The following is a 14,599-nucleotide window of genomic DNA, read 5'->3' as shown; positions in this document are numbered from 1 at the left end:
AAATGGATTTATTGTTAGATGGCGTACAGTATATTGTAGATTTGGGTGCAAGTGTAATGCTCCCAATCATCATTTTCATTTTAGCACTTTGTTTGAAACAAGGAGTCGGAAAATCATTGCAGTCTGGTATTACAATAGGAATTGGCTTTATTGGAATTGGATTGGTAGTTGGTCTTTTACGTGACAGTTTAGGACCAGCAGCTGAGGCGATGGCAAAGGAATTTAATCTAGGATTAAAAGTCGTTGATTTAGGTTGGCCTGGAACAGCTCCAATTGCGTGGGCAAGTGATTTAGGATTAATTGCTATTCCGATTGCAGTAGCGGTTAATCTTCTGATGGTAGCACTCAAGTTAACCAAAGTAATCAATATTGATATTTGGAATATTTGGCATATGGCATTTACTGGAGCAATCGTGCAAGTAGCAACGGGAAATATTTATTTAGGAATGATAGCGATTGCTATTCACGCTGTTATTGCGTATAAATTAGGAGATATGTTCGGGCAAGTGACAGATGGCTATTTTGGATTAGATGGTATTTCTATTCCGCACGGTACAAGTGCGTACATGGGTGTATTTGCTGTACCAATAGATGATTTTATTAGCAAAATTCCTGTATTGAATAAAATCGAATTGACAGAAGAAACGATTGAAAAACGTTTAGGTGTATTAGGGCAACCAACAATTGTAGGAGCAGTAATGGGGATAGTTATTGGTTTATTGGCAAAATATCCAGTAGGAAAAGCTATGCAGCTTGGTATTCAAATGGCAGGTGTAATGGTGCTAATGCCAATGGTGGTAAAACTTATCATGCAAGGATTACTTCCAATTTCAGAAGCAGCAAAATCTATTTTAGATAAAAAATTTAAAGGAAGTAATTTAAAAATTGGTTTAGACCCTGCACTTTTACTTGGCGATTCGCAAGTAATTGCAAGCTCTTTGTTGTTTGTTCCTCTTACGATTTTGATTGCTATCATCGTTCCGGGGAATCAAGTATTGCCTTTTGGTGATTTGGCAACGATTGGATTTTTTATAGCAATTGCTACAGGGATTCACAAAGGAAATATTTTCCGAACCTTAATTTCTGGTTCTGTGATTATGTTTATTACAATTTGGATTAGTAATCAAATGATTCATTTACAAACGACATTAGGAGAAAAAGTAGGAGTGCTTGCAAAAGGTGGTGAGAAAGTTTCTTCTCTTGATCAAGCAGGAAGTCCGATTACTTATCTCTTAGCGAAAGGGTTTACGTTTGAAATGGGAATTGGATTTTTCGTTATTTTATTACTTTATCTTGGAGCATTCTTTTACACGTTTGTGAAGTATAAAAAAGAGATGATTTATATAGATGAAATCGAATAAGAATGAATCTTTTTAAGATTAAGAAAGTTGAGGTAGATATGAAAGCATTAGCTGTAACTGGAATCAGAGAATTTGAACTACAAAATCTTCCCACTCCAAAAATTACCAAGGGAAACATTATGATTGAAGTGGCATATGTAGGGATTTGTGGTTCAGATTTACCACGATATTTTGAGGGAGGAGTTCATAGTTTTCCACAGATTTTAGGGCATGAGTTCTCTGGAAAAGTGGTTGAAATAGCTGACGATGTAATTGATTTTAAAGTGGGCGATCGTGTGGCAGTTGCTCCATTAGTGCCAGATGAAACAACGGTAGGTTTTTTAAAAGGGGAACCGGCGATGGCAGAGAGGTATAGTTTTATTGGAAGTCGTGAGCAAGGAGCAATGGCAGAATATGTTGTAGTACCAGCGAAAAATGCTGTGAAAGTGCCAGAAAATTTGAGCTTAAAAGAAGCTGCAATGCTCGAACCGTTGACCGTAGCGATTCATGGAATTGACAGAGCGACTATTTTATCAGGAGATGAAGTTGTAGTATTAGGAGCAGGTACAATAGGATTATTGACGCTCGCTGTTTTACGTGCTAGAGGGGTTGGCAATATAACAGTTATTGATTTAAATGAAAACAAACTATCATTAGCTAAAAAAATAGGAGCAGATGTTATTTTAAATCCAGAAAATATTGATGTAGAAAAATATTTTAAAGCACACAAAAAACCGAGAATTGTTATTGAAACAGCAGGAAGTTCCATAACACAGCGACAAGCGATAGAAATCGTAGAAAAACAAGGGAATGTCATTTATGTTGGAACTTCCACACGAGATGTGGTATTACCACCAGAATCTTTTGAAAAAATCTTACGTGGAGAACTTTTTGTCACAGGTTCGTGGATGAGTTATTCAGCACCTTTTCCCGGATATGAGTGGGAGGCAGGTTTACGCTATATGGCAACAAAAGAAATAGACGTTTTACCTTTCATCACAGGAATTTACAAGCTAGAGGATAAATCTATTCCTTTTGAAAAAATGATTGAAAAAAATTCCACTCAAATAAAATTGATGTATGAAATTAAAGCAGAGGATTAAGGAGAAAACCATGCTAGTAACCAGTAAAAAAATGATTTTAAACGCTCAAAAAGGCGGTTATGCCGTAGGGGCATTCAATATTGAAAATATGGAAATGGCGATGGCTGCGATTCAGGCGGCAAATGATTTGCACTCGCCAATTATTCTGCAAACGACACCGGGGACGTTGAAATACGCTGATTTGAGTGTGTATTTGGCAAACGTCAAAGCTCTTGCGGAACAAGTGGAAATTCCCGTGGCGATGCACTTAGATCACGGTTCAAGTTTTGAACTTGCGATGCAGGCACTTCGCACTGGGTACACTTCTATCATGATTGACGGCAGTCACGAGCCATTTGAGCAAAATGCTGAAGTTAGCCGTCGTGTTGCGGACGCTTGTCGCCCGAACAATGTGCCAGTAGAGGCAGAACTTGGAAAAGTGGGTGGAAAAGAGGACGATTTGGACGGCGGAAGTGGCAATCCTTACACCGTGCCGAGTGAGGCAAAAGAATTTGTCGAACGAACACAAGTGGATTATTTGGCAATTGCAATCGGCACGAGTCATGGAATTTACAAAGGGGAGCCAAAACTTGACTTTGACCGTTTGGCTGAAATCCGACAAGTAGTTGATATTCCACTTGTTTTACACGGCACAAGCGGTGTGCCAGACGAGCAAGTAAGAAAAGCTATTGCAGGAGGAATTTGTAAAGTAAATTATGCAACAGACCTCAGAATTGCCTATACAAAAGGAGTACGTGAAACTATAAAAGATGAAATGGTCATTGACCCTAAAAAATACGGAACACTCGGCATGAAAGAAGTCTATGATTTAGTTTCTGAAAAAATCAAAGTTTGTGGAAGTGATGGAAAGGCATAACATTTGGTTTGTTGTTTGAACTTCCTATTTTGAAAAAAGATAATCCCACACACGACCGTTCACGTGTGTGGGTGTAAATACTCTTCTCTCTAAAATGCCTCACCTAAAACAAATCCCTTGCAAATCCTCTAAAGAACTAGTATAATATAAAAGTTGTAAAACAAATACCACAGTTCTTATTTATTGCAAAAGAGTTGCTTAGGAAAAGTCCTTTTGTGAGTTTGAGGTAAGGATGAGGAAAAAAACAAAAAGGTGGAAACAAAACAATGGCAGTTATTTCAATGAAACAGTTACTTGAAGCTGGTGTGCATTTCGGACACCAAACACGTCGCTGGAACCCTAAAATGAAGAAATACATCTTCACAGAACGTAATGGTATTCATATTATCGACTTGCAAAAAACCGTTAAATTAGCGGACAATGCATACGAATATATGAAACAAATTGCTGAAGAAGGTGGAGTGGCACTTTTCGTTGGTACGAAAAAACAAGCACAAGATGCAATCAAAGATGAAGCAATTCGTGCAGGACAATACTTTGTAAACCATCGTTGGTTAGGTGGTACCTTGACAAACTGGGATACTATCCAAAAACGTATTGCTCGTTTGAAAGAAATCAACAAAATGGAAGAAGACGGCGTATTTGACGTTCTTCCTAAAAAAGAAGTTGCTTTGTTAAACAAACAACGTGATCGCTTAGAAAAATTCTTGGGTGGTATTGCTGATATGCCACGCATTCCAGATGTAATGTATATCGTTGATCCTAAGAAAGAACGCATTGCAGTTCAAGAAGCACGTAAATTGAATATCCCAATCGTTGCTATGGTTGATACAAACAGCGATCCAGATGAAATTGATGTAGTAATTCCATCAAATGACGATGCAATTCGTGCAGTAAAATTGATTACTGGAAAAATGGCAGATGCCTTTATCGAAGGAAATCAAGGTGAAGATCAAGTAGTAGAAGAAGTTTTCGTTGCAGAAGACGGACAAACTGCTGATTCTATCGAAGAAATCGTTGAAGTAGTCGAGGGAGATAACGATTAAATCAACGTTTCTAGCTACTTTAAAAAAGAAAAAACACCAAAAGGGGCAGAAAAGGGGCAAACACTCCTAGTCTGCCCCTTTTTTATTTATAAAAGCTACCTTTTTAAGAGTTGTTGACGTAATAAGGTTGTTGTCATAAAAACACTCCATTCTTTCGGTGAATTTTTGTGAAAAAAATTCGTTACCTAATTTTTTTTCAGTATATTCCCTTGTTGAAAAGTAGTCAAGGAAATCTAGGGATAAAAAGATGTACATTCTAATCTGCTGTAATGATACAGTAGAAAAATGTTGTATTACAGAAATTGTATGATTTTGTCAATATTCGGAGTGAGTTGCTTGTGAAACCGTTATAAATGCGTTATTATTGGATTGTAAAAAAGTTGTAGCAATTACACTGTCGAAGTGTAACAGCAGAAAGAACTGTTACATAATTCATTTCCAATGAGGAGGAACCAAAAACATGGCAACAGCAGTAAAAGAAAAAATCACTCAAGATGTCTTTGAAAAAGCATGGGAAGGCTTCAAGGGTGAAGACTGGAAAACAAAAGCGAGTATTTCACGCTTTGTATCAGCAAACTACACACCTTATGACGGCGACGAGTCTTTCTTAGCAGGTGCAACAGAACGTTCACTTAAAATGAAAAAAATCGTTGAAGAAACAAAAGCAAGTTATGAAGCAGATCGTTTCCCAATGGATACAGACAGAGTGGCATCTATTGATGAAATTCCAGCTGGTTACATTGACCAAGAAAATGAATTGATTTATGGTTTGCAAAACTCAGAGTTGTTCCGCTTGAGCTTTATGCCAAAAGGTGGTATCCGCATGGCAGAAACAACTTTGAAAGAAAATGGTTATGAAGTGGCTCCAGAAATTCATGATATTTTCACAAAATACGCAACGACTGTAAATGACGGTATTTTCCGTGCTTACACTCAAAATATTCGCCGTGCACGTCATGCACACACTGTAACAGGACTTCCTGATGCATACTCTCGTGGACGTATTATCGGTGTTTACACTCGTCTTGCACTTTACGGAGCAGACTACTTGATGAAAGAAAAAGCAAGCGATTGGAACAAAATCAACGATATTGATGAAGAAACAATCCGTTTGCGTGAAGAAATTAACTTGCAATACCAAGCATTACAACAAGTTATTAACTTTGGTGAGTTGTATGGTTTAGATGTACGTCGCCCAGCGATGAACGTAAAAGAAGCGATTCAATGGACGAATATCGCATTTATGGCAGTATGTCGTGTCATCAATGGTGCAGCTACTTCACTTGGACGTGTACCAATCGTTCTTGACATTTTTGCAGAACGTGACCTTGCACGTGGTACATTTACAGAAAGTGAAATCCAAGAGTTTGTAGATGACTTTGTATTGAAACTTCGTACAGTGAAGTTTGCTCGTACAAAAGCGTATGATGCACTTTACTCAGGAGACCCAACATTTATCACTACTTCAATGGCAGGTATGGGAAATGACGGACGTCACCGCATAACAAAAATGGATTACCGTTTCTTGAATACATTGGACAATATCGGAAACTCTCCAGAGCCAAACTTGACAGTGCTTTGGGCAGAAGAATTGCCATATGCGTTCAAACGCTACTGTATGGATATGAGCCACAAACACTCTTCTATCCAATATGAAGGTGTATCTACAATGGCACGTGAAGGTTACGGCGAAATGAGCTGTATCTCATGTTGTGTATCTCCACTTGACCCAGAAAACGAAGAAGGTCGTCACAATATCCAATACTTTGGTGCTCGTGTAAACGTCTTGAAAGCTCTTCTTACTGGTTTGAACGGTGGATATGACGATGTGCATAGTGATTACAAAGTGTTCGATATTGAACCTGTAACAGATGAAGTATTGAACTACGACAATGTTCTTGCAAACTTTGAAAAATCATTGGATTGGTTGACTTCAACATATGTTGATGCGTTGAATATCATCCACTACATGACAGATAAATACAATTACGAAGCTGTTCAAATGGCATTCTTGCCTAGTCACCAACGTGCAAACATGGGATTCGGTATTTGTGGTTTTGCCAATACAGTAGATAGCCTTTCAGCAATCAAATATGGTAAAGTAACGCCAATTCGTGATGAAAATGGCTATATCTATGATTATAAAACAGAAGGTGATTTCCCTCGTTATGGTGAAGATGATGATAGAGCAGATGAAATTGCAAAATTAGTAATGGAAATGTTCCACACTCGTCTTGCAAGTCACAAACTTTACAAAAATGCTGAAGCAACTGTTTCATTGTTGACAATCACTTCAAACGTTGCGTACTCTAAACAAACTGGTAACTCTCCAGTTCACCGTGGTGTGTACTTGAACGAGGACGGAAGTGTCAACACAAGCGAAGTTGAGTTCTTCTCACCAGGAGCAAATCCTTCAAACAAAGCAAAAGGTGGTTGGTTGCAAAACTTGAACTCACTTGCTAAATTGGACTTCTCTCATGCAAATGACGGAATTTCATTGACAACTCAAGTAGCACCGCAAGCTCTTGGTAAAACTCGTGAACAACAAGTTGAAAACTTAGTAGACATCTTAGATGCTTACTTTGAAAAAGGTGGACAACACGTAAACTTGAACGTTATGGACTTGAATGCAGTTTATGACAAAATCATGAACGGCGAAGACGTTATCGTGCGTATCTCAGGCTACTGTGTAAACACGAAATATCTTACACCAGAACAAAAACAAGAATTGACACAACGTGTGTTCCATGAAGTTTTGAATAATAAATAATGGATAATTAGCCCCCTGATTTTTGATCCTGCTGAAAAAGTTAAATAACTAAAGCTACATAAAATCATTTTCGTTTTATGTAGCTTTTTCCATTTTTTATAGATTTAAGTATTTAAATTTGAGATAATGGTTATTGCCTTAAAAGGTTACTTGAAGTTCTTTTGTTGTTTGTTCAAATCTTCCATTTTCCAAGTCTGTTTTCAATTTTTCCAAAAAAAGAGGATTTTCCGCTTCTAACTTTGATAATTGACCGAACGATTTATGGTACGCTGTTTTACTTTATTCCCTTCTCAATCCCCTTCAACAATTGAAACGGACTGTTTATCCTCGTGATTTTTATAAACATACCTTGTTATAACACAAACAACCGTTCGCAACAAAAAAATAAATAAAAAAACATTAAAAATCCTTATATCCTCAAGGTTTCTTAATGTTTTTGAGTGATGGTAACTGTAAAAGTCGGGAGGGTAATGACCATTTTTGTTAGTCTAAATTTTTTAGACTAATAAACTCTAAAAAATCCTTGAAATAAAAAAAAGAATCCGCTATAATAGTAAAAAACGCATACAATGTTGTGTGCAGGACAGGCAAAGACGCTGAAAAGAGTTTTCTTTTTGGTGTCTTTTTGCGTTTGGAGGTCATATGCAGAAAATTATTTTGATGGGTGCCGTAGGTTGCGGCAAAACAAGTTTAATTCAAGCGATGCGTGGGGAGGATTTGAATTATAACAAAACACAGACACTTGAATTTATTGATGAGATGATTGATACTCCGGGGGAATATATTTTGCACCGAAAGTTTATTCAATCGTTGACTGTTACAGCAGCAGAGGCTGATGTGGTGGGATTGGTGCAAAGTGTGAGTGAGCATGAGCAGATTTTTTCTCAAGGTTTTGGGGCGATGTATCCAAAAACAGTGATTGGGATTGTGACGAAAATGGATTTGGCAACAGATGATGCAGAAATTCGATTTGTAGAAACACAGCTAAAAGAGGCAGGAGCAGAGCGGATTTTTTATGTTTCATCAAAGGAAAAAGTAGGTTTGGAAAAATTACATGATTTTTTATCAGAAGGCGAAACTATCAAGAAACAAGAAATCACGAAGTGAAAAAGCGGGAAAAAATTTTTGAGCATTTTTGAAGGAAACGAGAAGAAAAGACTTCGAGCAGACGAAGTTTGCGAGTGACCCTGCTTGGCCGAAGCGAAGCGGAGGTCAAGTTTCGAGCGTTTCCGAAGGAAACGAGAAGAAAGGAGCAACAATGAAGATTTATACCAAAACAGGTGATAAAGGAATGACACGTCTTATCGGTGGGCAATTGGTCAGTAAAGCAAGCGATCGAGTGGAAAGTTATGGATATGTCGATTTTTTAAACTCTTGGGTGGGGAGGATTACTGCTCAAACAAAGGGAAACTACCCTGAAATTTCCCAAGAATTACGGCAAATTCAAAACTATCTTTTTGATTGTAGTACGGATTTGGCAACACCTGCTGAGAAGGACTATGATTGGCGAGTACAAAAAGAGTGGGCAATGTTTTTAGAAGAAAGAATTGATGTTTATACAGCAAATTGCTCGCAAATTGAAAGATTTATTTTGCCAACAGGAAGTTTGCTGGCAAGTGATTGCCATGTTGCACGTACGCTAACGAGAAATGCTGAGCGTAAAGTGGTGGAATTAATGTGGACTTCCACAATCAATGATGAAGTATTAGTATTTTTAAATCGCTTGTCTGACTATTTTTTCGCCTTGGCAAGAGAGATGAATCGCTTGGAAAATGTAGAAGACGAATATTATGAAAGAAGTGGCAAAGTATTTCGCTAGGAGGAAATTATGGAAACATTAGAAATGAAAACAAAAATTATCAATGGAAGTATTAGTTGTCTGTCGGAGTTACCAGAGGAAAAAATCTTTGTGGTAAGTGATCCATTTTTGCTTGAAACACCGATTTTTTCTCAATTGCAAGCAGCGTTGGCAAGCAAACAGGTGAAAATTTTTTCTAATATCCAGCCAGACCCACCGATTGAACAGGTAATGGAGGGAATTGAGGAGATGAAGGCATTTGCTCCAGAAGCAATCGTTGCTATCGGTGGAGGAAGTGCGATTGATGCAGCGAAAGGAATGAAATTTTTCTACAATAAACTAGAGGAAAATGCAAAGATTTTCTTTGTGGCAATTCCAACGACAAGTGGAACAGGGAGTGAAGTGACAAGTTTTGCAGTCATTACAAACAAAGATACTGGTACAAAATATCCACTTGTAACAGATGAAATCTTGCCAGAACTTGCGATTTTGGACGTAGAATTGGTCAAGACAGTTCCACCAAAAATTACTGCTGATACTGGAATGGACGTTTTAACGCACGTTTTAGAAGCGTATGTTTCAACGGGGCATAATGATTTTTCTGATGCTTATGCGGAAAAAGTGGTGCAATTGGTTTTTGAATATTTGCCAAGAGCTTATAAAAATGGAGAGGATACGGAAGCAAGAGAAAAAATGCACATTGCTTCTACCCTTGCTGGTATTGCTTTTAATCAAGCAGGACTTGGGCTAAATCATGGAATTGCTCATGCTGCTGGTGCAAGATTTCACGTACCTCACGGTCGAATGAATGCTATTTTAATGCCTGAAATTGTCGCTTTTAATGCTGAACTTGAGCAGAATGTGAATAATGAGTGTATCACTGCTGCTCGTTATGCCAATCTTGCACGTTTGATTGGTTGCTCTAGTGCCTCTTCCAGAGCAGGAGTGAATTATTTTATCCGTGCGATTAAAAAATTGCGTGCGACACTTGATATGCCAAGCACTTTACAAGAGTGGGGATTGAAAAAACAAGATGTATTGAAGGAAATACAAATAGTAGCTGAGAATGCTCTAAAAGACCCGACAACTGCAACCAACCCTAGAAAACCAAGTGAAGATGACGTGGTGAAAATTTTAGAAAAAGTGCTTTAAAGATGCCTGTAAGTAAAAATACGAAAAAAAATATACAAAAAGAAACCGTTTGCTATTGACAGAATGAAAAAACTATGTTTTACTAATAATGTACAAGGACGTACGCATTAAAAAAAAGACGAACGATGGGGTTCTATTAGCTGACTTTACATTTTTGTATAGTTTGTTTATAGACCCCCTTTTATGCTATCAACGGAGCATACGAATAATGTTGTTGGTGTGTTTCTGGGGATAGCGAGAAAAATAGAGCATACTACTTTCGTTTGTAGAGCATTTTACAAATTGTGAGTAGAAATTGGAGGAGGTTTCATTGACGGAAAAGCAGAGAATGATTCAAGAATATGTGCCGGGGAAACAAGTCACTATGGCACATATTATTGCAAGCCCCAATCCAGAGATTTATACAAAACTAGGATTAAATACGCAAGCAAAAGGTGCGTTGGGGATTTTAACGATTACACCGAGTGAGGCGGCAATTATTGCAGTAGATATTGCAACCAAAAGCGGTGCGGTAGAAATAGGTTTTGTCGACCGTTTTAGTGGCAGTGTAGTCATTAGCGGAGATATTAGTTCAGTTGAGTCGGCGGTAACAGAAGTATTGGCAGGATTAAAAGATATACTTGGTTTTAATGTTGATACAAAAATTACCAAAACATAATGAGAGTGAATGTACAATGGAATGAGGTGGAAATCCTCAACGGTCCGTTATCCACAGTAAATAGCACATCGCTAAAGTCTGGTCTTTTGTCCATTCACTAAGTACATAGGAAGATACGCGGTTCCTTTGCTTAATACAAAATACGAACCAATGAGCAGAATGTTTTAGGTTTTCTTCTTCATATTTTTGTTTGATAGAAAACATTTCACATAAGTTTATTGGTTGAAAGCATGAAAAACTTTCAATGAGGAGAGTGTTATTGTTGAGCAAAGGGAGAATAATCGTTGTTGATGATGAATCCTTGGTAAGAATGGATTTTGTGGAAATGCTCGAAGAGGCAGGTTTTGAAGTGGTCGCACAAGCTGCAGATGGTATTGCAGCAATTGAGGCGTGCAAGAAACATTTGCCTGATGTGGTATTGCTTGATATAGAAATGCCATTACTAGATGGAATTTCCGCAGGAAAAAAGATTAGTCAAGATGGTTTAGCAGGTTGTGTGGTCTTTTTGACCGCATACAGTAGTGAAAAACATCTGAAAAAAGCGAGTGAAATCGGTGCTTGTGGGTATCTTGTAAAACCACTTGATGAAAAAAGTTTTATTCCTACGGTGAAAATTGCGATGAGCAAAGGGAAAACGTTGATGTCGTTGCAAAAAAGAATTGACAAGCTCGAAACTGATTTGCAAAATCGTAAGCTCATTGAGCGTGCAAAAGGAATTTTGATGAAAAAATCAAGCATTGACGAGGAAGCTGCTTATAGCATGATGCGTACTTTAAGTATGCAAAGACGTATTTCGATGAAAGAATTAGCAGAAATGATTGTGTTAAGTGATGACTGAGATGAAATTGTTACAACAGCTCTGTGAAGAGCATACAAAACTTGAATGTGGAGATATTGCAGAGATTATTGCCACTGCACAAAAGAGCAAGGACAATCAAAAATATGCCAATTTTGATGTGTTTATTGATGTGTATGATGAACGGACACATGAGGCACTTGTCGTTTGGCACCTTCGTCCAAAGAAAAAACAATCACTTTATGAAAAAGAAGTGGTCGGCAAGCTTGCCAAGCTAAAAGATGAACCGGGTGTTCACCGAACACTTCAAACGGGGAGCGATTCACGTAGATTGCTTGCAATGACACAAGAGGGGAAAAAAGTATTTCAGACGATTTATCCAATCCGAAACAACAAAAAAACAATTGGGGTTTTGATTTTGGAGAGTGATAATGAAGAGGAAATACTGAATGAAGTGCAGGATATTTCTGCTTTTGATGTGTTTATTGACGGTGAATTGCATTATTATGACCAATTTGTCGAGAGCATTTTGATTTATGATGAAAATGGTCAATGCTTTTACCATAATCACCCAGCTGAAAAACTTTATCGAAAGTTAGGCTACAAAGGGAATTTGAACACGTATCACTACGACAATATGAGCTTGGATTATACGACTTTTGAGTATTTGCAATACTTGTTTACAGTCAAAAATGAAACAAGTGAAGTGAGTGAAAATCCATATCAAGATTTTACTTTTTTGACAAAAAAAATATGGTTTCCAAAATCGAATCATATTCTCGTTTTGATAGAAGACAAAACTGAGGAGAAACGCAAGGAGCTTGAGTTGCGGACAAAAGAAGTGATGATTCAAGAAATTCATCATCGCATTAAAAATAATTTACAATCAATTGTTTCTCTTTTACGTTTGCAAGAGCGGCGGACGAATAGTGTGGAGGCGAAAAAAGTTTTACAAGACAGCTCCTCACGCATTTTGGCGATTGCTCAAACACATCAGTTGCTCTCTCAGCACATAGACGGCATTGTTTCACTCAAAGAAATGGTTGAAAATCTTACACGTAATCTTTTGTATAGCCTTGCAAGAGAGGGAATTAAGATTGTGCTAGATATTGACGAAGAAATCGTTTTAAATACCGAGCAGATGATTACGCTAAGTTTGATTTTAAATGAAATCATCGCCAACGCTTACGAACACGCTTTTGACGAAAAACAAGAGGGGTTCATCAAGATAACGGCGAAGAAAAAACGCAACAAAATCGACTTGCTTGTAAAAGATAACGGCAAAGGATTTGACACGAAAACAGCAAAACGCAATCTCGGAATGAACATCATCGAAATGTATGTGACAGAAAAATTATCAGGCAAATTAGAAGTTACTTCAAGTGCGAATGGCACTCACAATCGAATACAATTTATCATGGAAGATAAAGAAACAAGCAAGGACGCTTAAAAGTAGAGAGAAGAAATTCTCATGCTTTTAAACGTCCTTTTTTGATAATAAAACCTTTGCTTAAAAAGTGTGAGAGGAGGAATATTATGGAAAAAGAAAAGCTGTTAAGTGTCGGAATTGACTTAGGCACTAGCACGAGTCAAATTATTATTTCGGAGTTGACAGTTGAAAATTTTGCGTCAGATTTTACCATTCCTCGTATTGATATTTCTGAAAAAGAAATTGTTTACCGAAGTGAAATCATTTTCACTCCTTTGCTAGATGAGTCAAATATTGATGCAGAGAAGTTAAAGGAATTTGTTGAAAGAGAATATGAGCGAGCAGGTATTCAAAAAGGGGCGATTCATACAGGAGCGGTTATTATCACTGGTGAAACTGCACGTAAGGAAAATGCTAGTAATGTACTAAATGCTCTTTCTAATTTTGCAGGAGATTTTGTAGTCGCAACGGCAGGTCCTGACCTTGAGAGCATTATCGCAGGGAAAGGAGCAGGCACACAATTTATTTCCAAAGAAAGTGGCGAGCGAGCGGTTAATTTGGATATTGGTGGCGGAACGAGCAATCTAGTAGTCTTTTCAGCAGGAGATTTGGAGTCAACAGGTTGTTTCGATATTGGCGGTCGTGTAATAAAACTAGATGTCGCAACGCAAACAGTAAAACATATGACACCAAAAGTTGTGAAGTTAGCGGAACATTTTCACATTCCACTAGCGATTGGTAAACCGTATCAAGTGAGCGATTTGGAAAAAGTTTGTCAGCATTTCGCACAAATTTTGGAGAATGCTATTGGAATTGGTGAGCAACATGAATTGTATGATTTGTTTGTTACCAATCATGGCATTGATGTATCGCATAATATTCCACTTGTCACTTTTTCAGGTGGGGTTGCCGATTGTTTTGAGGAATTTACAGAGCAAGAATCTTTGAGATTTGGAGACATTGGTTTATTGCTTGGCAGAGCGATAAAACGCTCACGTATTTTTTCGGAAAAAGAAGTCAAACATTCTAAGGAGACGATACAAGCAACCGTAGTTGGTGCAGGAACACATTTGACTGAGGTGAGTGGAAGTACGATTAGTTTTACTGAAAACATTTTGCCCATTGCCAATTTGCCTGTTGTGCATTTGGAGAAAGTGAAAGAGGAAGTGGCTGAAAATGTGTTGCCAAAACAGATTTTGCAAAAAATTAAGTGGCATTTTGAAAACGACAGCCCTCAAAAAATAGCTTTGGCATTTGACGGTTGGCGAAATCCACGTTTCCAAGAAATCCAAGATTTGACGAAACAAATTGTAGAAGGACTTACACCATTTATTCAAGCCAATTTGCCAATTATTTTAGTGGTAAAAGAAGATATGGCAAAAACAATCGGACAAAGTCTCTATCATTTGTTACCGAAAGACTATCCATTTATATCAATAGACTCTATTACAGCAGACAACGGAGACTACATTGACATAGGAGAGGCGATAGCAGGTGGAAGTGTGTTGCCTGTGATTATAAAAACGTTGGTTTTTGACTGAAATGAAAAGTGAAGAGGTGGGGGAAGTCAGCTGCATTGAGCGAAACCATTTGCTTGTTTGAAATTTTAGTATTGCAAACTGCGGCGAAACCGCCTTAAAAAAATTTGAGA

At 37.7% G+C, this 14,599-nt stretch carries 12 protein-coding genes and 1 riboswitch; all 12 genes read left to right on the top strand.

What is annotated here, in order from left to right; all coding sequences use genetic code 11:
• The first annotated feature begins 2 nt into the window (after positions 1-2).
• The 12 genes from B5D30_RS00665 (at position 3) to eutA (ending at position 14,489) form a co-directional block, all read left to right on the top strand.
• Positions 3-1,361, top strand: coding sequence for a PTS galactitol transporter subunit IIC (locus B5D30_RS00665; protein WP_078806091.1), 1,359 nt, complete (start codon positions 3-5; stop codon positions 1,359-1,361).
• Between the two features lie 38 nt (positions 1,362-1,399).
• The gene (locus B5D30_RS00660; protein WP_078806131.1) at positions 1,400-2,443 is read left to right on the top strand and encodes a galactitol-1-phosphate 5-dehydrogenase; all 1,044 of its coding nucleotides are present in this window, start codon (positions 1,400-1,402) and stop codon (positions 2,441-2,443) included.
• 10 nt (positions 2,444-2,453) lie between these two features.
• Positions 2,454-3,299, top strand: coding sequence for a class II fructose-1,6-bisphosphate aldolase (gene fba, locus B5D30_RS00655; protein WP_078806090.1), 846 nt, complete (start codon positions 2,454-2,456; stop codon positions 3,297-3,299).
• A 266-nt stretch (positions 3,300-3,565) separates the two neighbouring features.
• Positions 3,566-4,345 (top strand): 30S ribosomal protein S2, encoded by a 780-nt coding sequence (gene rpsB, locus B5D30_RS00650; RefSeq protein ID WP_078806089.1) that lies wholly within the window; start codon positions 3,566-3,568, stop codon positions 4,343-4,345.
• Between the two features lie 460 nt (positions 4,346-4,805).
• Positions 4,806-7,115: a formate C-acetyltransferase gene (gene pflB, locus B5D30_RS00645; RefSeq protein WP_078806088.1), complete on the top strand. Its 2,310-nt coding sequence runs from the start codon at positions 4,806-4,808 to the stop codon at positions 7,113-7,115.
• 642 nt (positions 7,116-7,757) lie between these two features.
• Positions 7,758-8,222: a EutP/PduV family microcompartment system protein gene (gene eutP / locus B5D30_RS00640; protein WP_078806087.1), complete on the top strand. Its 465-nt coding sequence runs from the start codon at positions 7,758-7,760 to the stop codon at positions 8,220-8,222.
• 151 nt (positions 8,223-8,373) lie between these two features.
• Positions 8,374-8,934, top strand: a complete 561-nt coding sequence (locus B5D30_RS00635; protein WP_078806130.1) for a cob(I)yrinic acid a,c-diamide adenosyltransferase — start codon at positions 8,374-8,376, stop codon at positions 8,932-8,934.
• Between the two features lie 9 nt (positions 8,935-8,943).
• Positions 8,944-10,065 (top strand): 1-propanol dehydrogenase PduQ, encoded by a 1,122-nt coding sequence (locus tag B5D30_RS00630; RefSeq protein ID WP_078806086.1) that lies wholly within the window; start codon positions 8,944-8,946, stop codon positions 10,063-10,065.
• 310 nt (positions 10,066-10,375) lie between these two features.
• Positions 10,376-10,723: a BMC domain-containing protein gene (locus B5D30_RS00625; RefSeq protein ID WP_078806085.1), complete on the top strand. Its 348-nt coding sequence runs from the start codon at positions 10,376-10,378 to the stop codon at positions 10,721-10,723.
• Positions 10,715-10,855: riboswitch (adenosylcobalamin (AdoCbl) riboswitch) on the top strand. It overlaps the preceding gene by 9 nt.
• Before the next feature lie 112 nt (positions 10,856-10,967).
• Positions 10,968-11,561: an ANTAR domain-containing response regulator gene (locus tag B5D30_RS00620; protein WP_078806084.1), complete on the top strand. Its 594-nt coding sequence runs from the start codon at positions 10,968-10,970 to the stop codon at positions 11,559-11,561.
• Position 11,562: 1 nt separating this feature from the next.
• The gene (locus B5D30_RS00615) at positions 11,563-12,969 is read left to right on the top strand and encodes a sensor histidine kinase (protein ID WP_159443148.1); all 1,407 of its coding nucleotides are present in this window, start codon (positions 11,563-11,565) and stop codon (positions 12,967-12,969) included.
• 86 nt (positions 12,970-13,055) lie between these two features.
• A complete protein-coding gene (gene eutA, locus B5D30_RS00610; protein ID WP_078806082.1) occupies positions 13,056-14,489 on the top strand; it encodes an ethanolamine ammonia-lyase reactivating factor EutA in 1,434 nt (477 codons plus the stop codon).
• Positions 14,490-14,599: the final 110 nt, after the last annotated feature.

This window comes from Pilibacter termitis (assembly GCF_900167335.1).
In the GTDB taxonomy this organism is placed as follows: domain Bacteria; phylum Bacillota; class Bacilli; order Lactobacillales; family Streptococcaceae; genus Pilibacter; species Pilibacter termitis.
The sequence above is the reverse complement of the archived record's forward strand: the minus strand, read 5'-3'. Positions and strand labels throughout refer to the sequence as shown.

What these genes read in the sequence shown, in the direction of transcription:
- B5D30_RS00620 (WP_078806084.1), top strand. Translation starts at nt 10,968, where the DNA reads ATGAGGAGAGTGTTATTGTTGAGCAAAGGGAGAATAATCGTTGTTGAT.
- B5D30_RS00660 (WP_078806131.1), top strand. Translation starts at nt 1,400, where the DNA reads ATGAAAGCATTAGCTGTAACTGGAATCAGAGAATTTGAACTACAAAAT.
- fba (WP_078806090.1), top strand. Translation starts at nt 2,454, where the DNA reads ATGCTAGTAACCAGTAAAAAAATGATTTTAAACGCTCAAAAAGGCGGT.
- B5D30_RS00665 (WP_078806091.1), top strand. Translation starts at nt 3, where the DNA reads ATGGATTTATTGTTAGATGGCGTACAGTATATTGTAGATTTGGGTGCA.
- B5D30_RS00630 (WP_078806086.1), top strand. Translation starts at nt 8,944, where the DNA reads ATGGAAACATTAGAAATGAAAACAAAAATTATCAATGGAAGTATTAGT.
- eutA (WP_078806082.1), top strand. Translation starts at nt 13,056, where the DNA reads ATGGAAAAAGAAAAGCTGTTAAGTGTCGGAATTGACTTAGGCACTAGC.
- B5D30_RS00615 (WP_159443148.1), top strand. Translation starts at nt 11,563, where the DNA reads ATGAAATTGTTACAACAGCTCTGTGAAGAGCATACAAAACTTGAATGT.
- eutP (WP_078806087.1), top strand. Translation starts at nt 7,758, where the DNA reads ATGCAGAAAATTATTTTGATGGGTGCCGTAGGTTGCGGCAAAACAAGT.
- B5D30_RS00635 (WP_078806130.1), top strand. Translation starts at nt 8,374, where the DNA reads ATGAAGATTTATACCAAAACAGGTGATAAAGGAATGACACGTCTTATC.
- pflB (WP_078806088.1), top strand. Translation starts at nt 4,806, where the DNA reads ATGGCAACAGCAGTAAAAGAAAAAATCACTCAAGATGTCTTTGAAAAA.
- rpsB (WP_078806089.1), top strand. Translation starts at nt 3,566, where the DNA reads ATGGCAGTTATTTCAATGAAACAGTTACTTGAAGCTGGTGTGCATTTC.